Here is a 25,450-nt window from a genome sequence, read left to right on the forward strand (position 1 = left end):
GCGGCGAGTCGTTAGGCTTCCGCTCATGGCTTCTGGAGACATCGTCCCGATCGAGCTCGGCCTGACCGACGGCGATCTCGTCACACTGTGGGCACCGCGCTGGCGCGACGGTGACGACGAGTGGGAGGCGTTCCTCGGACACGAGGATTCGCTGTACGGATTCGAGTCGGTCGCGGAGCTGGCCGCCTTCATCCGGACCGACTCCGACAACGACCTCGTCGACCATCCCGCCTGGAAGGTCGTCGCGGGTCTGTCAGCCGCCGAACTGGAGCCCGAGGACACGCACTCCTACGATCTGGTCGCGGTGCCGGAGCTGGCCGCCGGTGATCCCGACGTCGACACGGTCGCCGAGCTCGAGGACACCCTGTCGATGGTGCGCAACATCGGCGAGGTGTGCGAACTGGAAGTCGTCACCAAGTTCTTCGGCTCGCATCCGGCGCTCGGCGCGCTGGCCGCCGGTGCGAGCTTCTTCGCCGACCGCGAGGGCGAGGAGATCTGGGACCAGATCGGCGCCGCCATCGTCAAGGACTGGGACAACGTCCTCGACGCGGTCGACTCGGTGGTGTCGGTGCCCGAGGTCGACAAGGCCGCCGTGGCGGTCGCCGAGGCGGAGCTGCTGGCCGCCGAGGAGAACGTCGTCGACGCCGACGACGCGGCCGACAGCGAAGAGGAAGAAGAGTTCGAGACCGTCGACCTGACCAAGGACGACGAGGACGAGGAAGACGACGAGGACGACTCGTTCTGGCACGAGGTCGGCATCGACCCGGTCAAGATCGTCACCTCCGAGGGCACCTTCTTCACCCTGCGCTGCTACCTCGACGACGAACCGATCTTCCTCGGCAAGGACGGCACCATCTCGGTGTTCGGTTCCGAGCGCGCCCTGGCCCGCTACCTGGCCGACGATCACGAGCACGATCTGTCCCGGGTCAGCACCTACACCGACGTGCAGACCGCGGCGGTGGACGGTTCGCTGGAGGTCGAGGTGACCGACGAGAACGTCTACGTGCTGCCCGGCCTGACCGAGGATCTGGCCGAGGGCCCGGACGCGGTGGACTACGAGCAGCTCGAGCTGGCGGTGGAATTGTTCACCGACGCCTCCGACTACGCCGAGGACGACGCGGTCGAGCAGGCGCTCGCGGTGTCCACGCCGCTGGGCTGGTATGTGTCCTACCTGCTCAACCCGGACCCGACCCGGATGGCGCCGAATCCGCCGTTCGGCGCGGAGTCGAAGGCCTGGCGGGAGCTGGAGCGCAACTTCGAGTCGCGGCTCGACCCGCAGAAGTAGTCCGTAACCGAAAGAGCCCGGCCCCATCACATTCGGGGCCGGGCTTTTTCGTCAGCTCAGGCGGATCCAGATCTGTTCGGCACGGCCGAGCAGGCGGTCGTCGGAGCCGTAGACGGCCGTGGCGGCGAAGGACTTGCGCCGCTGATCGCCGTGGTTCTGGCCGACGACGACGCATTTCTCGCCGACCGCGGGTAGGTCGAACACGGTGGCGGTCATCGAGCCGAGCAGGGCGGGGCGTTCGAACATGCCGTCCAGGGACCAGCCGCCGGGGCAGTCCATGGCGGCCCACAGCAGCGCGCTGCCGATCGGGAGCGTGGCATCCGGAATCCACGGTGCGGCGACCAGTCCCGGACCGACCCCGCCGGCTTCGATCCGCAGCCCGTCCGACCGGCCGCTGCCGCAGACGAAGCAGCCCGCGAAGATGTCGTTGCTCTGGTAGGAGCTCGACGCCGCCTCCGCCGTGCCGAAGGAAACCGCTTGCGGCACATCGCGTTCGAACGCTCCGGCGCGCGACTCCGCGATCAGGGTCGTGCCGTCCAGCAGGTTTCCGTCCCGCAGGTGCAGCGGTGTCTCCAACGGCGGCTTGTTCCGCAGCAGCACGGTGACGATGGCGGCCGGGTGCCGCTCGGCCAGCAGCCCGGCTACGTAGCCGCCGTTTCCGGAGCCGGGCGGCCCGTTGAAGCGACGCGAAATCTGCAACACCGTCATTTCATCCACGCTAGATCCTTCGCCGCGCTCACGATGACGGGGGTGGGTACCGCGAATGCCGTCGATCCGAGCGCAGCGAAAAATCTCCCCGCGGCCCGGCGACGTTAACCGAGCAGCACCGCATACCCCGGCTTGATGATGTCGTCGATGATCCGCAGACGCTCCGGGAACGGGATGAACGCCGACTTCATCGCGTTGATGGTGAACCGCTCCAGATCCGACCAGCCGTAGCCGAAGGTGTCCACCAGCTTCAGCATCTCCTGGCTCATACTGGTGTCGCTCATCAGGCGGTTGTCGGTGTTCACGGTGACGCGGAAGCGCAGCCGGGCCAGCAGGTCGAACGGGTGCTTGTCCAGCGACGGCACCGCGCCGGTCTGCACGTTCGACGACGGGCACAGCTCCAGCGGAATCCGCTTGTTGCGCACGTAGTTCGCGACCAGGCCCAGCTGGGCGTCCTCGATCGCGCCGGGCACCTTGATGTCGTCGGTGATCCGGACGCCGTGGCCCAGGCGGTCGCAGCCGCAGAACGCCAGCGCCTCGTGGATCGAGGGCAGGCCGAACGCCTCACCTGCGTGGATGGTGAAGTTGGCGCTGTTGGCCCGCATGTACTCGAAGGCGTCCAGGTGCCGGCTGGGCGGAAAACCGGCCTCCGCGCCGGCGATATCGAAACCGCCGACGCCGCGATCACGCCAGCGCACCGTGAGTTCGGCGATCTCGCGCGAGCGCGCCGCGTGCCGCATGGCGGTGAGCAGACAGGTCACCACGATCGGGTGGCCGTCGGCGGCGGCGAGCTTCTCGCCCTCGCGGAAACCGGCGAGGGTGTGCTCGACCACCTCGTCCAGCGAGAGGCCCTGCTCCAGATGCTGTTCCGGGGCGAAGCGCACTTCGGCGTAGACGACACCGTCGGCGGCGAGGTCCTGCGCGCATTCGCTGGCGACGCGGCGCAGCCCCTCGGGCGTCTGCATGACCGCGACGGTGTGCTCGAAGGTTTCCAGATACCGTTCCAGCGAACCGCTGTCGGCGGCGTCCCGGAACCAATTGCCCAGGGCCACGGCATCATCGGCGGGTAGTTGGTCGTATCCGCAATCGGCGGCGAGCTCCAGCACGGTCGCGGGCCGCAGACCACCGTCGAGGTGATCGTGCAGTAGCGCCTTGGGAGCTTGGCGGATCGAGGCAAGGGTCAAAGGCATCGGTCCTGTCATGTACACACGCTAGCGCCAGTCCGGGCTCCCGGCATCCTGGTTCGTGGAGGTCGTCACATCATCGGGCCATGTGATCGTGCTCTCGTCTCAGCGGGCGATCCGGTCCAGCAGCACCGGGGTGGCGGGCTTCTCGTCGGCCGAGCCGATGTCGTACGCGCCGGCGAGCGCCGCCAGCGCGCCCGGGAAAGCAGCCGGGGTGTCGGTGTGCAGGGTGAGCAAGGGTTGCCCGGCGGTGACGGAATCGCCTGGCTTGGCATGCATTTCGATACCCGCGCCGAACTGGACCGGGTCGCCCTGCCGGGCGCGGCCCGCGCCCAGCCGCCACGCGGCCAGGCCGACGCCCATCGCGTCCAGGCGGGTGAGCACGCCCGCGCGTTCGGCGCGAACGGTTTCGGTGTGCGCGGCGGTCGGCAGCGCCGCGTCCGGGTCGCCGCCCTGGGCGCGGACCATCGCGCGCCAGTGATCCATGGCGCGGCCGTCGGCGAGGGCGTCCGCGGGATCGACGTCCAGCCCGGCCAGCGCGACCATCTCCCGGGCCAGCGCGATCGTCAGTTCGACGATGTCGGCGGGCCCGCCGCCCGCGAGCACCTGCACCGATTCGGCGACCTCGAGGGCGTTGCCCGCGGTGCGGCCGAGCGGGGTGTCCATCGCGGTCAGCAAGGCTACGGTCCGGACGCCGGAGTCGGTGCCCAGTTCGACCATGGCGGTAGCCAATTCGCGCGCGTCCGCCGGCGACTTCATGAACGCGCCGGTGCCGGCCTTCACGTCCAGCACCAGCGCCGCGGTGCCCTCGGCGATCTTCTTGCTCATGATCGAGCTGGCGATCAGCGGAATCGACTCGACGGTCCCGGTGACATCCCGCAGTGCGTAGAGGCGCTTGTCGGCCGGGGCCAGATCCGCCCCCGCCGCGCACACCACCGCGCCGATCGCCGGATCCGCCAGGATCTCCCGCATCCGCGCGACCGGAACGTCAGCCCGCCAGCCCGGAATCGACTCCAGCTTGTCCAGCGTCCCCCCGGTGTGCCCGAGCCCGCGCCCCGACAGCTGCGGCACCGCGGCCCCGCACGCCGCCACCAGCGGCGCCAGCGGCAGCGTGATCTTGTCCCCCACGCCACCGGTCGAATGCTTGTCCACCGTCGGCCGCGGCAGATCGGTGAAATCCATCCGGGTCCCGGAACCGATCATCGCGGCCGTCCACCGCGCCGTCTCCCGCCGCGTCATCCCCCGCCACACGATCGCCATCGCCAACGCGCTCATCTGCTCGTCGGCGACGACGCCCCTGGTGAACCCGTCCACCACCCAATCGATCTGCGCGTCCGACAGCTCGCCGCCGTCTCGCTTGGTCGTAATGATCGAAACCGCGTCCAGTGCCGTCACATTCGCCAGTCTGGCACGAACCGCGCCTGCACCCCTGGTTCTTGTCGGCCCCCTTCGATAGCCTCCTTGCATCATTCGGTTCGGAGATAGGGGGAGTTATGACCTACGCAAAGCTGGACAGCAGAGTCGGCAAGCTCGAAACTCGTGTTGCCGAAATCGAGGAAGGCTTCGGCGAGATCCAGCTCAAACTGACACGTCGAGTCACCGGGCTCGAGATCTGGGCCTCCCGCGCCACCGCCCACATGAATGGCGTCGGCGAAACCCTGCAGCTGATAGCGGAGCATCTCGGCGTCCGCTCGGCCGCGATCCCCGAGGTACACCTGGCGACCGAGGCTGAGATCGACGCCGCCCTCGAGGATGGCTGCTGATCAGCTAGACCTGCCCCGCGTCCAGGTCATCCGGGCCGAAGGCATCAGGAAGTAGTTCGCGTAGCGGCTTGGCCCCGGCTTTGTGATCGATCAGGAGTTCGGGGCCACCGTGCTCGTACAGCAGCTGGCGGCAGCGGCCGCAGGGCATCAGGATTTCGGCGCGGGAATCGGTGACGGAGACAGCCAGCAACCGTCCCCCACCGCCGGAAATCAAGTTACCGATGAGTACGCATTCGGCGCAGAGGCCCAATCCATATGAGACATTTTCCACATTGCACCCGCTCACAATTCGGCCATCGGAGCTGAGAGCAGCGGCTCCGACCGGAAACCGCGAGTACGGGGCATAGGCATTGCGCATGACTTGAATTGCGTTGTCACGCAGGACATTCCAGTCGATTTCCGGCATCGGAAACCCTCCGTTCACCGAGCCGGGCGAGCCCGCGCGAAGGCTGCGGCGCACCCCTTTACGCATTGAATGAGGTAAACCTAACTCGCCTCAATGTAGCGCAACGCACGGCACGCCGAATTAGTTCCGGCATTAACAGGGGATTAGAGTCCACAACAGATCGGTTCAGGTTCCCGGCGGCGGGCCAGCGCTTCAGGAACAAAGCGCGGCCACCTGGGCATTAGCCCCCTCCCGCAGTCGGAAACAGGGCCTTGACCGGGTCCATCAACGACGTTGGAGGCACCGCACTCTATGACCACGATAGAAGCTCCGGCCCCGCCGAAGCGGAAGTTCACGCTGTATCGAGGCGACCCGGGTATGTGGTCGTGGGCGCTGCACCGGATCACCGGTGTCACGCTGTTCTTCTTCCTCTTCGTGCACGTCTTGGACACCGCGCTGGTCCGGGTCAGCCCCGACACCTATGACCAGGCCATCGAGACCTACAAGAACCCCATCGTCGCCTTGATGGAGATGGGACTCGTTGTCTGCGTGCTGTTCCACGCGTTCAACGGCGTTCGCGTCATCCTGGTCGACTTCTGGTCCAAGGGCCCGAAGTACCAGACCGTGATGCTCTGGGTCGTCCTCGGCGTAGTGGCCCTGCTGGGCATTCCCGCCATCGGTCGCATGTTCTTCTACCTCTTCACGGAGCACTGATCATGAGCGCACCAGTTATCGGTAAGTCCTACGACCGGCCCGCCTCCCTGGATCTGCCGCGCTCGCCGCGCGCCCGCTCCAACAACAACTTCGAGAAGTACGCGTGGCTGTTCATGCGCTTCTCCGGCCTGTTGCTGATCGTGCTCGTGCTCGGCCACATGACGATCATGCTGCTGCTCGACGGCGGCGTGAAGCGCCTGAACTTCGCCTTCGTGGCGGGCCGCTGGTCCTCCCCGTTCTGGCAGATCTGGGATCTGACCATGCTGTGGCTGGCTCAGCTGCACGGCGGCAACGGCCTGCGCACCGTGATCGACGATTACTCGCGCAAGGACTCCACCCGCTTCTGGCTGAAGACCGCGCTGGCCGTCTCCATGATCCTGGTCATGGGCGTCGGCACCTACGTCATCTTCACCTTCGACCCCAACATCAGTTAGGAACAGGCACCCCTCGTGAGTGAATCGCGGATTCAGGAGCATCGCTACGACGTCGTGATCGTCGGTGCCGGTGGCGCCGGCATGCGCGCGGCGATCGAGGCCGGGCCCCGGGCGCGCACTGCCGTGCTGACCAAGCTGTACCCGACCCGCAGCCACACCGGCGCGGCCCAGGGCGGCATGTGCGCCGCGCTGGCGAACGTCGAAGAAGACAACTGGGAATGGCACACCTTCGACACCGTCAAGGGTGGCGACTACCTGGTCGACCAGGATGCCGCGGAGATCATGGCCAAGGAGGCCATCGACGCGGTGATGGACCTGGAGAAGATGGGTCTGCCGTTCAACCGGACCCCCGAAGGCAAGATCGACCAGCGTCGCTTCGGTGGTCACACTCGCGATCACGGTAAGGCTCCGGTGCGCCGCGCCTGTTACGCCGCCGACCGCACCGGCCACATGATCCTGCAGACGCTCTACCAGAACTGCGTCAAGCACGACGTGGAGTTCTACAACGAGTTCTACGTGCTCGACCTGGTCATGACCGACTCCGACCGGGGCCCCGTCGCGACCGGCGTGGTCGCCTACGAGCTGGCCACCGGCGACATCCACGTCTTCCACGCGAAGTCGATCGTGTTCGCCACCGGCGGCTCGGGTCGCATGTACAAGACCACCTCCAATGCCCACACCCTCACCGGTGACGGCATGGCCATCGTCTTCCGCAAGGGTCTGCCCCTGGAGGACATGGAGTTCCACCAGTTCCATCCGACAGGTCTCGCCGGCCTGGGCATCCTCATCTCCGAGGCGGTCCGCGGCGAGGGCGGCATCCTGCGCAACGCCTCCGGCGAGCGCTTCATGGAGCGCTACGCCCCCACCATCAAGGACCTCGCGCCGCGCGACATCGTCGCCCGCTCGATGGTGCTCGAGGTGCTGGAAGGCCGGGGCGCCGGTCCGAACAAGGATTACGTCTACATCGACGTGACCCACCTCGGCGAGGACGTGCTCGAGGAGAAGCTCCCCGATATCACCGAGTTCGCCCGCACCTACCTGGGCGTGGACCCGGTGCACGAGCTGGTGCCGGTCATGCCGACCTGCCACTACGTGATGGGCGGCATCCCGACCCGCATCCGCGGCGAGGTGCTGCGCAACAACACCGACGTGGTGCCCGGCCTCTACGCCGCCGGCGAGTGCGCGTGCGTCTCGGTGCACGGCTCGAACCGCCTGGGCACCAACTCGCTGCTCGACATCAACGTGTTCGGCCGCCGCGCGGGCATCGCCGCCGCGGAGTACGCGCTGCGCACCGAGTTCGTCGACATGCCGGAGAACCCGGCGCAGATGGTGCAGGACTGGCTGGCGCTGATCCTGTCCGATCACGGCAACGAGCGTGTCGCCGACATTCGCACCGAGCTGCAGTACACGATGGACATGAACGCCGCCGTGTTCCGCACCGAGGACACCCTCAAGCAGGCGCTCACCGACATCCACGCGCTCAAGGAGCGCTACGCGCGGATCACGGTGCAGGACAAGGGCAAGCGCTACAACAGCGATCTGCTGGAGGCCGTGGAGCTGGGCTTCCTGCTGGAGCTGGCCGAGGTCACCGTGGTCGGCGCGCTCAACCGCAAGGAGTCGCGCGGCGGCCACGCCCGCGAGGACTACCCGGACCGCGACGACACCAACTACATGCGCCACACCATGGCCTACAAGACCGGTCCGGAGCTGATCTCCGACATCCGCCTCGACTACAAGCCGGTGGTGCAGACCCGTTACGAGCCGATGGAGCGTAAGTACTGATGACTGCCGTACTCGATAAGTCGACGCCGCAGAAGCCGGCTCCGGTCCCCGAGGGCTCGGTCATGGTCACCGTCAAGGTGGCTCGGTTCAACCCGGAGGACGACAAGGGCGCGCACTGGGAGTCCTTCCAGGTGCCGGTCCTGTCGACCGACCGCTTCCTGAACGTGCTCATCTACATCAAGTCCTACCTGGACGGCACGCTCACCTTCCGCCGGTCCTGCGCGCACGGCGTCTGTGGTTCCGACGCGATGCGGATCAACGGTGTGAACCGGCTGGCCTGCAAGGTCCTGATGAAGGACATGCTGCCCAAGAACGGCAAGCCGCTCACCATCTCCGTCGAGCCGATCCGCGGCCTGCCCGTGGAGAAGGACCTCGTGGTGAACATGGAGCCGTTCTTCGACGCGTTCCGCGCCGTGAAGCCGTACCTGATGACCTCGGGTAACGAGCCCACCCGCGAGCGCATCCAGAGCCAGGCCGACCGCGCCCGGTTCGACGACACCACCAAGTGCATCCTGTGCGCCTGCTGCACCACCTCCTGCCCCGTGTACTGGAGCGACGGCAGCTACTTCGGCCCGGCCGCGATCGTCAACGCGCACCGCTTCATCTTCGACAGCCGCGACGAAGGCGCCCGCGAACGCCTGGACATCCTCAACGACGTCGAGGGCGTCTGGCGCTGCCGCACCACCTTCAACTGCACCGACGCCTGCCCCCGCGGCATCGAGGTCACCAAGGCCATCCAGGAAGTCAAGCGCGCCCTGCTCTTCACGCGCTGACCTCCCCCGGTCCCGGAAACGAAGGCCGCCACCATCGAAAGATGGTGGCGGCCTTCGTCATCGGAGCCTATTGTGCTCCCGCGACTTTCGATCGGGCGTGGGCCGCCCGCAGCGGGGTTTCGTCGTCCATGGTGGCGAAGAACGCGCCGACCACGTCCTCGATCTCCGAAATCGATTCCGCGCAGTACAGGATCGGCTGGTAGTGCGTGATGTCGTAGGTGGCGGTGGCCATTTCGATCACGTCCAAGGGGCGTAGGTCGGCGTCGCGGAATTCGGTGATCTCGCCGAAGGAGGAGAGCAGGCCCGCGCCGTAGCAGCGGACTTCGCCGGCTTCGCGGACCACGCCGAATTCCATGGAGAACCAGAAGACGTCGGCGAGGAACTTGAGGGCGGTGTCGGTTTCCAGCCGGTTCACGGCCTCGCCGACGGTTTGGTAGATCGCCGCGAAGCGCGGGCTGGCGATTTGGTTGGCGTGTCCGATGATCTCGTGGATCGCGTCCGGCTCCGGGGTGTAGAGCGGGGCGGAATGATGGCGGATGTACTGGGTGGAGTGGAAGATCCGGTCGGCGAAGGAGCCGAAGAACTCGCGCAGCGGCACCAGGCCGGCGGCCGGTACATAGCGGAAACCGCTGAGCGGGAACAGTTTCTCGGAGACTTCGTCCAGTTGCGGGATGTGATCGCCGGGCAGGTCCAGCCGGGCGGCGGCGTCGAGGACCTCCTGACAGGCGTAGGTCTCGTGCTTGCGCGCGAGCTCGTAGGAGACCGTCCGCCACACCTGTTGTTCTTCTTCGGTGTAGGCGATGCGGGGCAGCGGCTTTCCGGGTGCGTACTCGAGCGCCAGCGCGGCGATGGCGTTGCGACGGGTGCGGTAGTCGGGATCGCCGACACCGGGGTGCTCGTCGCTGAGGTGCACCGTCACATCGCCGTCGCCGCTGCGGGTTACGGGGGAGTACAGCTGAGCTTCGGTGAACATGCCTCAAGGCAAGCACCGCCCAGCCGCCGCGACAACGAAAGGCCGTCCAGGTGAGCAAACTGCCTAGGAAATGGTCCGTGTGGTGGTCAGTGGTAGGCGTGCACCACCGCGTGCCCCTTGCCGCGGCCGATCAGCCATTTGTTGACCGGCGTGGTGATGACGAACGCGACCGCGAAGGCCACCGCCAGCGCGCCCCAGAACAGCAGATCGCCCAGACCGGCGTGCATCGCGCCGGGGATGATCAGCAGCATCGCGTTGTCGACGATCTCCATGACGGTGATCGAGACGGTGTCGGCGGCCAGCGCGATCGACAGCGCCGCGCCGAACGCGACGCCGGCCTGCATGACCCCGCGCATGGTCAGCGCGTAGCCGAAGACGAAGGCCAGCACGATGGCCAGGGCCATGGTGGCGGCGTTGTTCCACTGGAGCGCGGTGCCGATCACCATGCCGAGCACCTCGCCGATGGCACAGCCGGTCAGACAGTGCAATGTCGCTTGCGCCGCCATTTGCCAGCTCGCCGATCCATGCTGCGTAGCGTGCGCGGCATGGTCCGATCCGGCGTGTCCGTGCTGCCCGGGTCCGGCGTGTGCGGCAGGCTCGGCAGGGGTCCCGTGCTCGTGATCCATGCCGGGAACTATACCCCCCTAGGGTAGCTGGTCAACTTGTCTTCGCAACCTTCACCGACCGATTTGCCGCATATGAGCGGGGTCATAGCGCAAGATGGCGAAAGTCCTGTGGCTGAAGGAGGACACCAGTGCACACCGTTCGAATCGATCTCGACCAGAAGCTGCTGGCCGCGGCGGCCGCCATCATGGGCACCGCCGAGGCCAACGCCACCGTGAACGAGGCCCTGCGCCGAATCGTGGTGCACGAGCGGCAACTTCACAACCTGGAACGCATCGCCTCGGCGGCACTGTGCCCGCTCCCGGCACTGGACTCGGGAGCCATGGTCGACGGCTAGCCCGGTTTGACGCACCGGGTGTCCGGTGGGGCGACGAGCTCGTTCAGGTACTTCATGACCGGCTCGTCGATACAGGGCACACCGTCGAAGACCGCCCCGTGCTGGAAGCCCTCGTAGGTGAGCAGCGCGGCGCCCAGGGCCTTGGCAAGATTCGCCCCGCCCTGATAGTGCGTCGCCGGATCGCCGGTCGTCGCCACCACCACCGTCTTCGGCAGCCCCGGCGCGCTGATCTGATGCGGCTGCGTGTTCGGCGGTACCGGCCAGAAGGCGCAGACGTCCAGCGGGATCTCCGCGGGCAGCTCGCCCGGATCGAAGATCGGCCCGGCGGCGCGGTAGCGACGTTCCAGGTCGGTCGCGACGGCGCGGTCGGTGACGCGCGCGTCCTCCAGGCAGAGCACGGCTTTGTGCACGTAGTCGCCGTTCTCGCCGCCCGGGCTGAAGCTGCCCTCCTCGAACGGGAACGACTCGCCGCGCCGCACGATCCCCAGCACCTTGGTCAGCTCGGGCCAGAACCGCGGGTGGTAGAGCGCGTTGATGGTGATGCTCAGGACGTCGGAGTACCCCAGCTTGTCGGGGTCGAGCAGCACCGCGGGTTCGCGCAGCGTCTTCAGCAGCGCGCGGAACGCCTCGGTGGCGCGCGCCGGATCGGTGCCGAGCGGGCAGTCCGGCGACTTCGCGCAGTCGGCGCTGTACGCCTCGAAGGCGCGCTGGAACGCGGCGCCGTCGACGACCGAGTCGTCGATATTGCGGGCCGGGTCGATGCCGCCGTCGAGCACCATCGCACGGACCCGGGTGGGGAACAGCTCGGCATAGGTGGAGCCCAGGCGGGTGCCGTAGGAGACGCCGAAATAGGTGAGCTTCTCGTCGCCGAGCGCCGCGCGCACCACATCGAGATCGCGTGCCACGTCGACGGTTCCGACGTGCGCGACCAGATCCAGGCCGGAGCGCTGCACGCAGGAGGTGGCGAAATCCTCGTGTTCCTCCTCGATCTGATCGATCTCGCCCCACGCGTTGCTGAAGCCGAGAAGTTGCCGTTCCACCGCCAGCTGTTCGCTGTCCTGGCAATCCAGGCGTGGCGTGGACGCCCCTAGACCGCGCACGTCCATCCCGATCACATCGAAACGATCGGCCAGCGGCGACGCCGCCAGCGCGGCCGGCATGATCAGCCCCGGGCCGCCCGGACCGCCCGGATTGGTCACCACCGACCCGATCTTCGCGCCCCGGGCCCGCATGCGGGACAGGGCGATCTGCGCGGTGTCGCCGTCCGGGTCGGCGTAGTCGATGGGCACGGTCACCCGGGCGCACTCCATGGGGACCTCGGCCTCCTCGGTGCCCTCGAAGCCCGCACAGGATCCCCAACTGATCTGCTGCTGGTAGAAGCGGTCCAGCGTCGGCCGCGGCGGCGGCTCGACGGCGGGCGCGCTGGAGCAGGCGGCCGCGAGCAGTGCGGCCGCGGCGACGATTGCCTTGCGGCGTTTCAACATTCGCTATCCCTCAGATCCGGCTGTGCACAGTCTGCCCGACCGCCCGCCGGCCGCCACGCCCGGAGCTGTCGGTGGGGCCTGGCATGATCCAGGTTCTCCAACACGCGAGGGGGTCCGAGATGTCGGTACCGATTGCGAATCTGCCGTCCCGGCAACGGCCGCGGGAGCGGTTGCTGGAGCTCGGCCCGCACGCGCTCAGCGACAGCGAACTGCTGGCGCTGCTGCTCGGTCAGGGGCGGCGCGGCGCCAGCGTGCTGGAGCTGGCCGCCGAACTGCTCGCCGAGCACGGCGGTGTCGCCGGGCTGGCCGGCGCGCGGCCCGAGGAGCTGGCCCGGCGCACCGGGATCGGCGCCGCCAAGGCCGCCACCATCATCGCCGCTTTCCACCTCGGCGCCCGGGCCCGGCACAGCGTCGACACCGCGGTCCGGCTGGAGTGCGCGGCCGACGTGGTGGGCGTGGCCCGGCCGCTGTTCGCGGGCGCCCGGGTGGAACGGCTGCTGGTACTGGTCTGCGACGCGCAGAACCGTTTGCGCCGTCAGGTTTTCGTCGCCGAGGGCGCCATCGATCAGGTGCCGATCCCGGTCCGGGAAATCCTGAACACGGTGCTGCGGCACGACGGCCGTGCCTTCGCCCTGGTGCACAACCATCCCTCCGGCGATCCCGACCCCAGTCTCGACGACCGGCGCGCCACCGCGCTGCTCGTCGATGCCGCCAATACCGTGGGTCTGCGTTTCCTGGACCACGTGGTGCTCGCGGGCGAGCACTGGACCTGCGCCGCGCCCCTGCTGCGCGTCGCCGACTGATCCCGCGCGGCACGGGAATACTTGGGCGGGGCGAACGAACAGGAGACGGTCATGCAGGGCGAACCACCCATCGGGCAGCGCTACCAACTCGCGGACCGGCGGCTGTTCCTGCACCGGTCCGGCAGCGGCGGACCGGCGGTGGTGTTCCTCCCCGGCCCCGGCGCGGTCGGCCTGGATTACCTGAATATCCACGACCGCGTCGCCGAATTCACCACCTCGGTGCTCTACGACCGCGCCGGCACCGGCTGGAGCGACCCGATCCCGTTGCCGCGCACCGCCACCGACGTCGCCATCGAACTGCACGCGCTGCTGCGCGTCGCCGAGGTCCCCGGCCCCTACGTCCTGGTCGCCCATGCCCTCGGCGGCGCCTACGCCCGCCGCTTCACCCAGCTCTTCCCCGACGACGTCGCGGGCCTGGTCGCCCTGGAGTCCTTCTACGAGGACTGGGACGACTACCTGCCCGACCCCTTACACCTAGACAAAACCCCCACCGCCACCCCCGGCCGGATCCAGACCACCCTGCTGCGCGTCCTCTCGAAACCCTTCTACCGGAGGATGTTCGCGGCCTGGCCCCCCGAGATCCGCACCGCCCTCGTCGCCGGCCATGTCTCCCCGGAATGGATGATCAACGGCGCCAAGGAACGCACCAACCTCCCCGCCCTCCGCACCGAACTCCACTCCGGCGGCCCCTTCCCCGACCGTCCCCTCATCGCCCTGGGCACCCGCACCCCCGATCCCACTCAACGCCTCGGCTTCTCCAAATCCGCCGGCAACCAACTCGCGGCGAGCAAAACCCGCCTCTACACCGCGATGATCACCGCCGTCACCCACGGCGAATACCGCGAACTCCCCACCGCCGAGCACAGCACCATCCAACTCGACGCCCCCGACGAAATCCTGCAAGCAATCCACGATGTAATCGCCCACGCGGCGGGATAGGCCCTTATTCGCTCAGGGGCATGCCTTGGTCCAGGAATTCGAGGGCGCGGCCTACGTTTTCGGAGTTGATGGGGTGGATGAGGGAGATGGCTACGCCGGCGCCGGCGAGGGCGCCGGCGGCGACCCGGATTTCGAAGTCGTCGACGGAGCGGCCGGTGCGGGTGGCGAGGAGGCCGGCGATCATGTCGATGCCGCGCTCGAGTTCTACGCCGATGGCGGGGCGGAGTTCGGGGACGTGGTAGAGCAGGGCTTGACGTTCCTGTTCGAAGGCGATTTCTTCCGGGGTGAGGGTGGCGTAGACCGCGTCGATGGCGTTGCGTAGCGCCAGGAACGGGCTGACTTCCGGGGGTTGGGCGTGGAATTCGGCGATCATCGGCGGGTCGAGGTCGTCGGCTACCACCAGCTGTTCCTTGCTGGGGAAATAGCGGAAGAAGGTGCTGGGTGAAACCTCCGCGGCCGCGGCTATCTGCTCGATGGTGGTCTCGCCGTAGCCCTGTTCACGGAACAGGCGGAAAGCCTCGGTCCGGATCGCGCGGCGGGTGCGTTCCTTCTTCCGCTCGCGCAAGCCCGGGACCGCGGGGGCTGCACCTGGTAGCTCAACCGACATGTGTCGATTCTGACGCATGAGTCGCGCCGCGCGTCGCATCGAACGGCTGAACCGGCCTGCGCGGCAGCACCCAGAGCGCCAGCGGCACCGCCAGCAGGCAGATCGCGGTGCAAACCCACAGCATCAGGCTCATGCCGCTGACGAACGCCGACTGCACCGTTTCCAGCGTCGACGCGTCACCGCCGGCGGCGGCCACACCGCTGTTCACGCCGTCATCGAAGGGGGCGCGGTCGAGCGCGCCGAGTTCGGTGCGGTAGCGGGTGGCCAGAATCGTGCCGAGCAGCGCGACACCGATGGTGCCCGCGGCTTGGCGCAGCGCTTGCAGCAGTGCCGAGCCGACGCCCGCGCGGTCGACGTCGAGATCGTCGACCGCGACGGCCATGCCGACCGGCATCGCCAAGCCCATCCCCGCGCCGACCACGGTGGTCCACAGGGCGTTGAACCAGTAGGGGCTGCCGGTGTCGGTGAGCGCGCCGAGGCCGAGACCAGTGCCGAGGACTACCAGCCCCAGCGTAAGCACCACGCGCGCACCGGCTTTCGGTAGCAGCCGATCGCCGATGCGGGCGCCGACCACCAGTCCGCCGATCATCGGCAGCAGCCGCAACCCGCTGCCGAGCGCGTCGACGCCCAGGACCGCCTGAAAGTACTGCGGCACCGTGAAGAACATGCCGAACATCGCGAAGGTGATCAGCACGGTGAACACTGTGCCCCAACGGAATCCGGGTGCGGCGAACAGGCCGAGGTCGACCAGGGCGAATCGGCTGCGGCGCTGCCAGGCCAGGAACCCCGCCAGCAGCACGACACCGGCGGCGAGCGCCAGCCAGCCCCACCCGTCACCCCATCCGGTTTCCCCGAATCGAATGAAACCGTAAGTGAGCGCGGCCATTCCCGCCATCGACAGCCCCACACCGGCGAGGTCCAGCGGCCGCCGCTCCGGATTACGCGACTCCGGCACCAGCAGTGCCACCGCGAGCGCACCCAGCGCCGCGATCGGCACATTGATCAGGAACACCGAACCCCACCAGAAGTTATCGATCAACCACCCGCCGAGCACGGGCCCGAGCGGCAGACCGAGCGCGGTGGCGGTCACCCAAATCGTCATGGCCCGTGCGCGTTCCGCCTTGTCGGGGAACAGCACCGGCAGCACCGACAACGACAGCGGAGTCATCGCCGCGGCGGCGACGCCGAGCACGACCCGGGCGGCGATGAGCTGACCCGAGGTGGTCGCGAAGGCGCACGCGAGCGAGGCCGCGCCGAACAGCAGCATCGCGCCGAAGAGGATCTTCTTGCGCCCGTAGCGATCACCGAGCGCGCCGGCGGGCAGCATCACGGCGGCGAGGGCCAGCGTGTAGGCAGTGCTGAACCATTGCAGCGCAGCGGTATTCGCGTGCAGATCGACCGCCAGGGTGGGCAGCGCGATGATCAGCACGGTGATGTCCAGGCCGATGACCAGCATCGAGAACGCCAGGGCGCCCAAGGCCAGCCAGCGGCGGGTCGCTTCCGTCTTCATGACCCCTCCAAAAGTGGTAGCTACATTATTTTGATAGTAACCACCATTTAGTAGTAGGTGTCAATATCTGCGTATCCGGCTGTGGCGCGCCGGAAGCCACCGCGCAGCGCAGGACCAGCTCGCCCCGCACCGTTAGGCTCGCTACCGATGAAGATCCAGGGCACCTCACTCCTCGCCGCGCTCACCGCCGGCGCCGTGCTGGCCGTCGCGGCCGTGACCGGCGGCGCGTCCGCGCAACCCACCCCGCCGAGTTCGGTGACGACGACGCCGTTCACCACCCCGAACACCGACGGCTGCCCGCAGAAGACGACGCCGCCGGCGCCGGTCGACTCCTCCGAGGTGCCCGCGCCGGGCTCGACGACGCCCAAGCCGCTGTCGATCCCGACGCCCGCCGTCGGCGGATCCCAGCTCGGCGCTTGCGGCGTGGTCCTGCCCAAGGGCGCACCTGCTCTCCCGCAGGACATTTCGTCGACCGCGTGGATGGTGTCGGACCTGGACACCGGGGAAGTGCTCGCCGCCAAGGACCCGCACGGCCGCTACCGTCCGGCCAGCACGATCAAGGTGCTGCTCGCCATCGTCGCGCTGCGCACCCTGGACCTGGACACCGTGGTCACCGGAACCCAGGCCGACGCCGATGTCGACGGCACCCGCGTCGGCATCGGGCCCGGCGGCCGCTACAGCAACCGTCAGCTCATGCAGGCCCTGGTCATGGCGTCCGGCAACGACGCCGCGCACGCCATCGCCGCCCAGCTCGGCGGCGACGAAGCGGCGGTCGCGAAGATGAACGAACTGGCGAAGTCGTTGTACCTCTTGGACACTCGCGCCGCCACGCCCTCCGGTCTGGACGGCCCCGGCATGACCACCTCGGCCTACGACCTGTCCGGGGCTTTCCGCGAGGCCATGACCATCCCGCTGTTCGCCGAACTCATCCACACCGAGCAGGTCGACTTCCCCGGTTATCCCAAGGACCCGAAAATCCCTGAGGACAAAGACCATCCGGGCTTCGTCATCGCCAACGACAACCATCTGCTCTACAACTACGAGGGCGCGCTCGGCGGCAAGACCGGTTTCACCGACGACTCCCGGCACACCTTCGTCGCCGCCGCCGAACGCGACGGCCGCCGCCTCGCGGTCACCCTGCTCAAGGCCGAGGTCCTGCCGATCCGTCCTTGGCAGCAAGCCGCCCGCCTGCTGGACTACGGCTTCGCGCTCCCCCGCGGCTCCGAGGTCGGCGCACTCCCCAGCCGCAACGGCAACCCCGCCACTCCGTCCGCCGCCGTGGCCTCCCCACCCCCGCGCGACGAGGCGGCCCCCGCCCCCGAATCCAACGGCGGCAGCAGCCTCCGCACCATCCTGCTCGCGGCCGGCATCCTCGCCGTCCTGGCCCTGGTCCTCTACATCCACCGCCTGACCAGCCGCCGCCGCTGACCCCTCCCCCAGCGGACAACACGGTCGGTGCCCTCCCCACTCCGGGCACCGACCGCCCCCCAACGCCACTCCCGACCAACCTCGGAAGTGTGTCGTCACAGAGTTGGACGCACCATCCCCGACTTCGGTTCCATCGAATTTCCGCGAGCTGCAAGCACTTCCGGCTGTGCGATGCTAGGGCGCACAGCCCGCGCTATTGAGCGGGGAGATCAAGGCTCGAGCCCTGGTCAGCGGTTGAGGGCTTCTGCGAATTCGGCTGAGACTGATTCGGCTGCTCAGTCAGTTCCTCGACGATCTCCTTACGAATGACCTTCGTCCCCACCTCTTTCGCGCGTTCGCCGATCCCTTCGTCCTCCCAGACTGTGCTGACAACTTCGTTAGCGATCTTCTTCGCGATCAGGGCGGTCGGCCCGAAAGTGTCGCCAACCTTCCACCCGATATTGTCGCCTGGGAGGTTTCCCAATCCTTGATTCTTCAGCATCTGCTGCACCGGAGCCGCGATGGCGCCGATGACTGCGCCACGGGCGGAGTCGGAAGCGAGCTCTTTCCAGTCGTAACCGTCACGGACACCGAGGTATTTCTCGAGGCTCTGGAAGCCGAATTCCTTACCGAATCCGACGGCCGCACCGAACGCCGCACCTTTGATGATCGTCCACTTGGTGATGTTCTCCAGCAGCTTCTTCAATGCCTGGGTGATCGCGACCCGCACCGCCACCTGCTGGGCGGCCCCTTGGGCGACACTCGCGCCGAGCGTTTGCACAGCCATCGCCGCCGCGATCGCGAGTTGGACTGCGAGATAGACCAACATCGAGATGATGAAGAGCTTTACCGCTAGCACCAATGCGGCCATGATCCGCAGTGCCGTCGCCAAGTTCTCGCAGAATTCCTGCAGGTCGGAAAGGGCGCCGTCATCACCACCGGCCTTGTTCCAGAACTGCTCGATGCTGTCGTGTGTCTCGCCCTCGGTATTCGCCAGCACGACCTTGATGACGTCGCCGCCGTAGTCGTTGACCTGCTCTACCAGCGCGGCCATCTGGTCCCACTGGTCCGCGGCTTCCCACAGACTGGTTTCGTCGGTCTCCGGCCACTGATAGACCACCAGCGACGCAACGGGTTTCAGCGCATCAGGTATTTCGATTCCCACCCCGGTCAGTCCTTGTCGTCGATCTTGCTGGTGATCTTCGTGAGAGCGGACTTGAAATCCTCATCGAGGTTCTCGAACGCCACGCCTGTGGTGTCGACGCCCTTCTCCAGGAATTGGAACATCTGCACCGCACCCTCGATCGCGCTCAGCGCGTCGGTGGCCTTGCCGGTGTAATTGGCCGCGAATCGCTGGCCGAATTCATCGTCGCCCCAGGCGTTTCCGATGCTGTCCAAGCCGGACTTCAACGCGGACAGACCCGTAGCGAGATCGCTTGCCAACTCGGCGAGCTTGGGCGCCTGCGCCTTGACCTGCTCGGGATCGATCTTGAAGTTGTCGCTACCAGCCATTGTTCGACCCCAGCCCCTTCCAGTGCGGACCCTCTTCCTCATCGAGCAACGGGACGGGTTCGCCCGAATTCGGTTCGTCTGCGACCACTGGCTCCGGCGGCGGCGGCAATATGTCCCCGATCGGTTGGCCGATGAACGGCAGATCCTCGAACACATGCTCCTGCGGCGCGAATTCCGCAGCCGCCGCGGTGACCGGGCCCAGTACGGCCTCGATCTCGGACTTCGCCGCACGCGCGGCGAACTGGGCCGCCTGCAGAAACGACTGTGCCAACTTCTCCGGCGCCGAACGCCGGAAAGCGCCCGAATCGACCCAGACGTCGACCGGCACGCCGGCAGAATTCGTGGTGACACGAACCAGGCCGTCATCCGACCAACCCTCGGATGTCGCTGTCGCCAGCGCATCCCGGGCCCTTCCGATGTCCCGCATCTGCTGTTCGTAGGTGGAAAGCATGGTGTCGACCTGGCCCTGCAGCGCTGCGGCGCGTGCTTGCAGCCGGTCCTGCTCGTATGAACTCACACTGAAATCCTCAGATCGCAAACTGTCCCGTCAATAGTTGGACGCTACGAGTGCGATCTCGGTTCCACGAATCGTGCAGAAGTCAGCCGCTGCTAGCGACGGCGGCGCAAGGCCGAGAGGAAGAAGGTGGTCAGGGCGCCGGCGCTGAAGAGGGCGAGGCCGGCGCCTTTGGGCAAGGCCGGGGTGATCACGCGGGGACGGATGATGGCGGGCGCGGGGGTCGCCGGGGCGGATTCGGCGGCGGGGGTGTTTTCGCTGGCTTCGGCGGCCCAGGCGGTGGCGAAGAGAATGATGCGGTAGGTGACGTAGCTGAAGACCATGAGGCCGATGATGGAGCCGAAGGCGGCGCCGGCCGGGGAGCGCAGGACGGTCTGTAAGTACAGGGACGCAACGTATTTGAAGAGTTCGAAGGCGACCGCGGCGATCAGGGCGGCCTTGGCGGCACTGGCCAGGGTGACGGGTTCGCGGGGCAGGCGGGCGATGATCCAGGCGAAGACGGCCCAGGTGGCCAGCAGCGCGAGCAGGGCCGAAACCAGGACCAGGACCAGGCGGGCGCCGGGCACATGGGACAGGCCGAGTCCGATCAGCAGGCGCGCGCCGAGGGTGCTGGATGACAGCGCGGACAGGCCGAGGGAGACGGCGAAGGCCAGGGCCAGGCCGAGCAGCGCGCCGAGATCGGAGAGTTTGGTGCGGAGCCAATCCGCCTGCTCGGTCTGCTGTTCCCACTGTTCGGTGAGCGCCGCGCGCAGATTCGCCATCCAGCCCAGGCCGGCGTAGACCGCGCCGAGCAGACCGAGGACGCCGACCGTGCCGCGGGATTCGATGGCCTGGTCGATCAGCGTATTGACCTGGTCGCCGAGTTCGCCCGGAATGTTCTCGATGATCTTGTGCTGGATTTCGGTGAGCGATTCCGGATGACTGTTCAGCACGAAACCCGCGATCGCGAACGCCACCATCAGCAGCGGGAACAGCGACAGCACAGTGAAATAGGTGATGCCCGCGGCGTAGTAGTCGCCGCGCTGCCGGTTGTAGCGCCCGCCCGCGCGGACCAGATGGTCCAGCCACGGGCGGGCCTGGATGCGCCGTTCGATCCCGGCTTTGATCGTGTCGATCTGCACCTGTCCGCCTCCGAGCCTGTCGCGCGCAGCAGGTGCCCGCGGGCTAGCGCGTCAGGAAGCCGACCCGCTCGTAGACCTGTGCGAGAGTGTTGCCGGCGATCTCGCGCGCCCGCTCGGCACCGGCGGCGAGGATGCGGTCGAGTTCGCCCTGATCCGACAAGTACTCTTCCACCTTCGTGCGCAACGGGGTGACAAATTCCACCAGCGCGTCGGCGACGTCGGATTTCAGGTCGCCGTAGCCCTTGCCCGCGTAGTCCTGCTCGAGCGTGACGATCGAGGTCCCGGTGATCGAACTCAGAATCACCAGCAGGTTGCTGACACCCGGCTTGTGCTCCGTGTCGTAGCGGATCTCGCGCTCGGTGTCGGTGACCGCCGACTTGATCTTCTTGGCCGTCACCTTCGGATCGTCGAGCAGATTGATCAGCCCGGCGTCGGTGGAGGCCGACTTGCTCATCTTCGCGGTCGGGTCCTGCAGGTCGTAGATCTTCGCGGTGCCCTTCACGATGTGCGCTTCCGGCACCACGAAGGTCTTCTTGAAGCGGGTGTTGAAGCGCTGCGCGAGATTGCGGGTCAGCTCCAGATGCTGGCGCTGGTCCTCGCCGACCGGCACCTGGTGCGGGCGGTAGAGCAGGATGTCGGCGGCCATCAGCACCGGGTAGGTGAACAGGCCGACGGTCGCGTTCTCCGCGCCCTGCTTGGCCGACTTGTCCTTGAACTGGGTCATCCGGCTGGCCTCACCGAAACCGGTGATGCAGGACAGCACCCAGCTCAGCTCGGCGTGCTCGGGCACCTGACTCTGCACGAACAGAGTCGACTTCTTCGGATCGATTCCGAGCGCGAGCAGCTGAGCGGCGGCCGCCTTGGTCCGCGCGCGCAGCGCCTTGGGATCCTGCGCCACGGTGATGGCGTGCAAGTCGGGGATGAAGTAGAGCGCGTCGTACTCGTCCTGCATGGTCACCCAGTACTGCAGCGCGCCAAGGTAGTTGCCGAGGTGGAAGGACTCGCTGGTGGGCTGGATCCCGGAGAGCACGCGCTGTTTGCGTTCAGCGGCCGGGGCCTGTGCAGGACTGGACATACTCCGATCTTTTCATGCCGCTCAAGCGGAATTTCTAGCCGCCCAGTTGTCGGCCTGTACACCGGGCATACTCGGCAGCCCCGCCCGCGCCAGCTGTTGTTCGCGCTTCGCGACGATTCGATACAGGGGCGCGCTCGGCCCGGCCAATCTGTCCCGGAGCACCGGCGGGACCAGCGGCAGTTCGACGTGAGCGCCCCGCACACCCTGCGCGAGCGCGCGATAGGCGAATTCCTCGACCGCGCCCCAGCGCATGCCGTACAGCTCCCGCACCGATCCCGGCAGACTGCCCTGCACCAGCAGGAAGAACGCGGAGGTGACCTGCTGCAGGGGCGGCCGCTGCGGATAGGCGACGCGCGAACCGGCGAGGTAGGAACCGACCAGGCGCGCTTCCTCAGTCAGGAACGGCTCGTCGGAGCCCAGGTAGTCGTCGAAGTACCGACGAAACGCCGGATAGTCGGCGGGCGCGGCGTCGGCGGGCATCCCGAACAGCTCGGCCCAGCGGACGTAGTCCTGATAGAGGCCTTCGCGTTCACCGGCGGTGAGTTTGCGGACCAGCAGGTCGTACATGACCTCGGCGGAATCGAAGGTGAAGGCCATCGTCATGAACATCAGATGCGGATCGCGCGCGGAGTAGGCCGTGCCCGCGGGGTGCGCGCCCGCGTCTTCGGGGAGCGCGCCGTGCACGGGCGCGTGCTTCTTCCCGGTGAACTCCAGCGCCCGATCGGCCTCGTCCTTACTGCCCAGGAAGACCGCTTCGAACAGCTTGCCGGTCAGCGCGAGCCGGGTGTACGGGGTCATCCGGTGGGCGGAATTCTCCGCCGTCCCGACGTAGAGCAGGGGGTGCACGGCCCCGATGACCAGCGCACGCTGGCCATAGGTGAGTCCGACCGCCCGCTTGCGCATGACCCGCCGGATCATCGAATTGTCGGCGAAATATCCCGGAGCGCTCACAGCTGCCTCACCTCATCGCAGGAGTCTCCGCATCGAGACCCGCTCACACCAGAATGGCTCCGAATCCAGATTCTGGCAAGAGCTCATGCCAGATTTGTGCTCGGCGCCCGCGCCCGCGGCCGGGCCGGCACTGCGACAATCGAGGAGTGGCAGCACAGAACTCACCCACCCCGGCGTCGCCGTCTGCCACGCCCAAACGGACCTACGGTGGCGTCTCCGCGGACGAACGGCGCGCGCAGCGGCGCACGGCGCTGCTGGATGCCGCGCTCGAGGTCATCGGCACCCAGGGGCTGGCCAAGCTCACCGTGTCCGGGCTGTGCGCACAGGCCGGGTTGAACGAGCGGTACTACTACGAGAGCTTCGACAGCCGCGACGCCGTGCTGACCGGACTGATCGACCGGATCACCGAGGAACTCGCGATGGCCATCGCCGCCGGTCTGCGCGAGGCGCCGGCCGACACCCGGGGTATGGCGCGCTCGGCGATCTCGGCCGGCATCCGGCTGCTCACCGATGACCCGCGCAAAGCCAAGGTGGCGTTGAGCGTCGGGCAGGCCACGCCCGAATTGCGGACCAGGACAACCGAATCGATCCGGCTGTTCACGCGCATTGTGGCCGCGCAGGGCATCGACTTCTACGGCATGAGCGATCCGCAGCCGGATCCGGTGATCGATTTCCGGGCGACCTATCTGGTCGGCGGACTGGTGCAGACGCTGACCGCGTGGTTGCAGGGGGAACTGCCGATATCCCGAGACGAGTTGATCGAGCACACGACCGACGTGTTCGTCCTGCTCGGCGAGGATTTGGCGCAGCGGCTACCGCTGGATCCCGGCCGCAAGCTCACGCGGTCAATCGAGGGCTAGCGGAATCACCTGCGCCGTCACCGACGCGGGGGTCGTGGGCACCGGACCTTGCAGAACCACGCGAAAGCTGATGCCGCGCCGGGCCCAATACCCGGCGCAGTCGGCGACGGCCTCGGCGAACCAGGCCCGCTCGCGCGGCTGATCGGCCAGCAGCTCGGACGAATCCCTTACCACCGCCACGTATCCCGCCGCGTCACCGAGGAATTCACCCAGATCGCGCAGGCATTCGTCGAAGGCGTCTTTGTTCTCGCCGAAGTAGTACGGGAACTGGAACGCGGCCGCGAACTCGTCGAAAACGCCCGCGGTGGTCCGCATCTTGGCCCCGCGCAATTCCCGCACCAGGTAACCGGGCGGCGCGTCGTAACGCAGCCCGCTCAGATCGGCGGCGTCGATGTCGAGCGCGCCCAGCGCGGCCGGTTGCGCCGCAGCCGCTTTCGGCGCCCGGGTGGCGGGACTCAGGAACTGCGACAGCGGGACCGACCGAGTCATCAGCGCATCCTCTGGAAAGTTTTGTAGTGGTCGCCGGTGTACCACGCCGAACCGTCACTGCCGGTGACGATGCGTTCGGCGTCGCGGGAACGATTGCGCTGCTTGGGATTCACATCCCACTCCTGATAGGTGACAGCCTTGCCCGCGGCGTCCTTCCGGGGCAGCGTGCCCTCCCGGTTCATCCACCGTTCGCCGCCCTGGGTGCCGGCCGCGTTCGCCGATCCGGGCCAGCGCCCCGCGTCGATCTCGCGCAAGGTCGCGTAGGCGCGTTCGGGTACGCCCGCCGCTGTGGTAGCCGAAACCGCACTCGACGACGCCGCGCCCGGCCCCGCGTTCGTGCCGCTGTCGGTGCCGCGCACCGCGAGCACCGCCAGCAGCACGACGACCACCACCGCGACGAACGCCGCGAAAGCCCGGACCGGGGAGAGTTTCACCGGTACTGCACCGTGACCGGCGCGTGGTCGGACCAGCGCTGGTCATAGGCGGCGGCACGTTCCACCACCGCCTGCTTGGCGCGTTCGGCCAGGTCGCTCAGCGCCAGGTGATAATCGATGCGCCAACCGGAATCGTTGTCGAACGCGCGGCCGCGGTAGGACCACCAGCTGTAGGGGCCGTCGACGCCGGGATGCAGTTGGCGCACCACGTCGGTGTATCCCGCCGCGAGCAGTTCCTTGATCCAGGCCCGCTCCTCGGGCAGGAACCCGGCCGACTTCAGGTTTCCCTTCCAGTTCTTCAGATCCAGCTCGGTGGGCGCGATGTTCCAGTCGCCGCTGACCACGTACGCGCCGGTGCGACCCTTCAGGTACTGGCCGAATTCGGCCATGAACCGGTACTTTTCGTCCTGTCGCGGGGTGTTCTCCTCCCCCGAGTGCACGTACACGCTGGCCACGGTCGCGTCGTCGAAGTCGGCTTCGATGTAGCGCCCGGAGGCTCCGAATTCGGTGCTGCCGAACCCGATCCGCACCCGCGTCGGCTCCCGCCGCGACAGGATGCCGACTCCGGCCCGGCCCTTGGACTCCGGCTCGGCGTGCGCGAGGTACCAGCCGTTCTCCAGCGCCGGCGCCAGCGCGGCGCGGGTCTGCTCGTCGGTGGCCCGCGTCTCCTGCACGCAGACGATGTCCGCCTCGGTGACCGCCAGCCATTCGAGCATTCCCTTGCCCGTGGCCGCGCGGACACCATTTACGTTCACGCTCGAGATGATGTACGGCACCTGACG

At 67.6% G+C, this 25,450-nt stretch carries 29 protein-coding genes; 11 read left to right on the top strand and 18 right to left on the bottom strand.

What is annotated here, in order from left to right; all coding sequences use genetic code 11:
• Nucleotides 1-25: 25 nt before the first annotated feature.
• The gene (locus tag AB0M14_RS00720) at nt 26-1,285 is read left to right on the top strand and encodes a primosomal protein (RefSeq protein ID WP_364986631.1); all 1,260 of its coding nucleotides are present in this window, start codon (nt 26-28) and stop codon (nt 1,283-1,285) included.
• A gap of 51 nt (nt 1,286-1,336) precedes the next feature.
• Here AB0M14_RS00720 and AB0M14_RS00725 read toward each other — a convergent pair whose 3' ends face one another.
• The 3 genes from AB0M14_RS00725 to AB0M14_RS00735 form a co-directional block, all read right to left on the bottom strand.
• The gene (locus AB0M14_RS00725; protein ID WP_364991170.1) at nt 1,337-1,993 is read right to left on the bottom strand and encodes a hypothetical protein; all 657 of its coding nucleotides are present in this window, start codon (nt 1,991-1,993) and stop codon (nt 1,337-1,339) included.
• Between the two features lie 104 nt (nt 1,994-2,097).
• A complete protein-coding gene (locus AB0M14_RS00730; protein ID WP_364986634.1) occupies nt 2,098-3,195 on the bottom strand; it encodes an adenosine deaminase in 1,098 nt (365 codons plus the stop codon).
• 87 nt (nt 3,196-3,282) lie between these two features.
• Entirely contained in the window at nt 3,283-4,572 is a 1,290-nt protein-coding gene (locus AB0M14_RS00735) for a thymidine phosphorylase (RefSeq protein ID WP_364986638.1), read from the bottom strand.
• Nucleotides 4,573-4,670: 98 nt separating this feature from the next.
• On the opposite strand from AB0M14_RS00735, the gene AB0M14_RS00740 reads away from it, so the two are divergent.
• Nucleotides 4,671-4,940, top strand: coding sequence for a hypothetical protein (locus AB0M14_RS00740; RefSeq protein WP_364986641.1), 270 nt, complete (start codon nt 4,671-4,673; stop codon nt 4,938-4,940).
• Nucleotides 4,941-4,944: 4 nt separating this feature from the next.
• Here the strand turns inward: AB0M14_RS00740 and AB0M14_RS00745 are convergent, their stop codons facing one another.
• Entirely contained in the window at nt 4,945-5,346 is a 402-nt protein-coding gene (locus AB0M14_RS00745; protein ID WP_364986644.1) for a cytidine deaminase, read from the bottom strand.
• Nucleotides 5,347-5,637: 291 nt separating this feature from the next.
• On the opposite strand from AB0M14_RS00745, the gene sdhC reads away from it, so the two are divergent.
• From sdhC to AB0M14_RS00765, 4 genes are read left to right on the top strand one after another with little or no spacing between them, the layout of a single operon-like run.
• A complete protein-coding gene (sdhC, locus tag AB0M14_RS00750) occupies nt 5,638-6,039 on the top strand; it encodes a succinate dehydrogenase, cytochrome b556 subunit (protein ID WP_364986647.1) in 402 nt (133 codons plus the stop codon).
• A 2-nt stretch (nt 6,040-6,041) separates the two neighbouring features.
• Entirely contained in the window at nt 6,042-6,473 is a 432-nt protein-coding gene (locus AB0M14_RS00755) for a succinate dehydrogenase hydrophobic membrane anchor subunit (RefSeq protein WP_364986651.1), read from the top strand.
• Between the two features lie 30 nt (nt 6,474-6,503).
• Nucleotides 6,504-8,255, top strand: a complete 1,752-nt coding sequence (gene sdhA / locus AB0M14_RS00760; protein WP_364991174.1) for a succinate dehydrogenase flavoprotein subunit — start codon at nt 6,504-6,506, stop codon at nt 8,253-8,255.
• Nucleotides 8,255-9,028, top strand: coding sequence for a succinate dehydrogenase iron-sulfur subunit (locus tag AB0M14_RS00765; protein WP_364986656.1), 774 nt, complete (start codon nt 8,255-8,257; stop codon nt 9,026-9,028). The genes sdhA and AB0M14_RS00765 overlap by 1 nt, the downstream gene beginning before the upstream one ends.
• Nucleotides 9,029-9,095: 67 nt before the next feature.
• Here the strand turns inward: AB0M14_RS00765 and AB0M14_RS00770 are convergent, their stop codons facing one another.
• Nucleotides 9,096-10,001, bottom strand: a complete 906-nt coding sequence (locus AB0M14_RS00770) for a phenylalanine 4-monooxygenase (protein WP_364986661.1) — start codon at nt 9,999-10,001, stop codon at nt 9,096-9,098.
• Nucleotides 10,002-10,087: 86 nt separating this feature from the next.
• A complete protein-coding gene (locus AB0M14_RS00775; protein ID WP_364986664.1) occupies nt 10,088-10,627 on the bottom strand; it encodes a DUF4396 domain-containing protein in 540 nt (179 codons plus the stop codon).
• 128 nt (nt 10,628-10,755) lie between these two features.
• On the opposite strand from AB0M14_RS00775, the gene AB0M14_RS00780 reads away from it, so the two are divergent.
• Nucleotides 10,756-10,962, top strand: coding sequence for a type II toxin-antitoxin system VapB family antitoxin (locus AB0M14_RS00780; RefSeq protein ID WP_364986668.1), 207 nt, complete (start codon nt 10,756-10,758; stop codon nt 10,960-10,962).
• Here AB0M14_RS00780 and AB0M14_RS00785 read toward each other — a convergent pair.
• Entirely contained in the window at nt 10,959-12,446 is a 1,488-nt protein-coding gene (locus tag AB0M14_RS00785; RefSeq protein ID WP_364986671.1) for an alpha/beta fold hydrolase, read from the bottom strand. The two genes, AB0M14_RS00780 and AB0M14_RS00785, sit on opposite strands and share 4 nt — an antisense overlap.
• A gap of 119 nt (nt 12,447-12,565) precedes the next feature.
• Between AB0M14_RS00785 and radC the strand changes: the two genes are divergently transcribed.
• Both radC and AB0M14_RS00795 read left to right on the top strand, forming a co-directional pair.
• A complete protein-coding gene (radC, locus tag AB0M14_RS00790) occupies nt 12,566-13,249 on the top strand; it encodes a DNA repair protein RadC (RefSeq protein ID WP_364986675.1) in 684 nt (227 codons plus the stop codon).
• 51 nt (nt 13,250-13,300) lie between these two features.
• The gene (locus AB0M14_RS00795; RefSeq protein ID WP_364986679.1) at nt 13,301-14,188 is read left to right on the top strand and encodes an alpha/beta hydrolase; all 888 of its coding nucleotides are present in this window, start codon (nt 13,301-13,303) and stop codon (nt 14,186-14,188) included.
• A 4-nt stretch (nt 14,189-14,192) separates the two neighbouring features.
• Here AB0M14_RS00795 and AB0M14_RS00800 read toward each other — a convergent pair whose 3' ends face one another.
• Both AB0M14_RS00800 and AB0M14_RS00805 read right to left on the bottom strand, forming a co-directional pair.
• A complete protein-coding gene (locus AB0M14_RS00800) occupies nt 14,193-14,795 on the bottom strand; it encodes a TetR family transcriptional regulator (RefSeq protein WP_364986683.1) in 603 nt (200 codons plus the stop codon).
• Complete coding sequence (locus AB0M14_RS00805) at nt 14,785-16,305, bottom strand: MFS transporter (protein WP_364986686.1); 1,521 nt, start codon at nt 16,303-16,305, stop codon at nt 14,785-14,787. Before AB0M14_RS00805 ends, AB0M14_RS00800 begins: the two co-directional genes overlap by 11 nt.
• Before the next feature lie 147 nt (nt 16,306-16,452).
• Between AB0M14_RS00805 and AB0M14_RS00810 the strand changes: the two genes are divergently transcribed.
• Nucleotides 16,453-17,733 (top strand): D-alanyl-D-alanine carboxypeptidase family protein, encoded by a 1,281-nt coding sequence (locus tag AB0M14_RS00810; RefSeq protein ID WP_364986689.1) that lies wholly within the window; start codon nt 16,453-16,455, stop codon nt 17,731-17,733.
• A 193-nt stretch (nt 17,734-17,926) separates the two neighbouring features.
• Here the strand turns inward: AB0M14_RS00810 and AB0M14_RS00815 are convergent, their stop codons facing one another.
• From AB0M14_RS00815 to AB0M14_RS00840, 6 genes are all read right to left on the bottom strand, one after another.
• The gene (locus tag AB0M14_RS00815; RefSeq protein WP_364986692.1) at nt 17,927-18,877 is read right to left on the bottom strand and encodes a hypothetical protein; all 951 of its coding nucleotides are present in this window, start codon (nt 18,875-18,877) and stop codon (nt 17,927-17,929) included.
• 5 nt (nt 18,878-18,882) lie between these two features.
• A complete protein-coding gene (locus tag AB0M14_RS00820) occupies nt 18,883-19,224 on the bottom strand; it encodes a hypothetical protein (protein ID WP_364986694.1) in 342 nt (113 codons plus the stop codon).
• Nucleotides 19,214-19,741, bottom strand: coding sequence for a YbaB/EbfC family nucleoid-associated protein (locus AB0M14_RS00825; RefSeq protein ID WP_364986697.1), 528 nt, complete (start codon nt 19,739-19,741; stop codon nt 19,214-19,216). The genes AB0M14_RS00820 and AB0M14_RS00825 overlap by 11 nt, the downstream gene beginning before the upstream one ends.
• A 92-nt stretch (nt 19,742-19,833) precedes the next feature.
• Nucleotides 19,834-20,859, bottom strand: a complete 1,026-nt coding sequence (gene yhjD / locus AB0M14_RS00830; RefSeq protein ID WP_364986700.1) for an inner membrane protein YhjD — start codon at nt 20,857-20,859, stop codon at nt 19,834-19,836.
• 43 nt (nt 20,860-20,902) lie between these two features.
• The gene (trpS, locus tag AB0M14_RS00835; protein WP_364986703.1) at nt 20,903-21,934 is read right to left on the bottom strand and encodes a tryptophan--tRNA ligase; all 1,032 of its coding nucleotides are present in this window, start codon (nt 21,932-21,934) and stop codon (nt 20,903-20,905) included.
• A gap of 21 nt (nt 21,935-21,955) precedes the next feature.
• Entirely contained in the window at nt 21,956-22,885 is a 930-nt protein-coding gene (locus AB0M14_RS00840) for an oxygenase MpaB family protein (protein WP_364986705.1), read from the bottom strand.
• Between the two features lie 146 nt (nt 22,886-23,031).
• Between AB0M14_RS00840 and AB0M14_RS00845 the strand changes: the two genes are divergently transcribed.
• Complete coding sequence (locus tag AB0M14_RS00845) at nt 23,032-23,745, top strand: TetR/AcrR family transcriptional regulator (RefSeq protein WP_364986707.1); 714 nt, start codon at nt 23,032-23,034, stop codon at nt 23,743-23,745.
• On the opposite strand, the gene AB0M14_RS00850 is transcribed toward AB0M14_RS00845, so the two are convergent.
• From AB0M14_RS00850 to AB0M14_RS00860, 3 genes are read right to left on the bottom strand one after another with little or no spacing between them, the layout of a single operon-like run.
• Nucleotides 23,731-24,234, bottom strand: coding sequence for a barstar family protein (locus AB0M14_RS00850; protein WP_364986710.1), 504 nt, complete (start codon nt 24,232-24,234; stop codon nt 23,731-23,733). The two genes, AB0M14_RS00845 and AB0M14_RS00850, sit on opposite strands and share 15 nt — an antisense overlap.
• Nucleotides 24,234-24,668, bottom strand: a complete 435-nt coding sequence (locus AB0M14_RS00855) for a ribonuclease domain-containing protein (protein WP_364986713.1) — start codon at nt 24,666-24,668, stop codon at nt 24,234-24,236. Before AB0M14_RS00855 ends, AB0M14_RS00850 begins: the two co-directional genes overlap by 1 nt.
• Nucleotides 24,665-25,444, bottom strand: coding sequence for an exodeoxyribonuclease III (locus AB0M14_RS00860; protein ID WP_364986716.1), 780 nt, complete (start codon nt 25,442-25,444; stop codon nt 24,665-24,667). The genes AB0M14_RS00855 and AB0M14_RS00860 overlap by 4 nt, the downstream gene beginning before the upstream one ends.
• Nucleotides 25,445-25,450: the final 6 nt, after the last annotated feature.

Source organism: Nocardia sp. NPDC051832 (assembly GCF_040681285.1).
Classification (GTDB): Bacteria; Actinomycetota; Actinomycetes; order Mycobacteriales; family Mycobacteriaceae; genus Nocardia.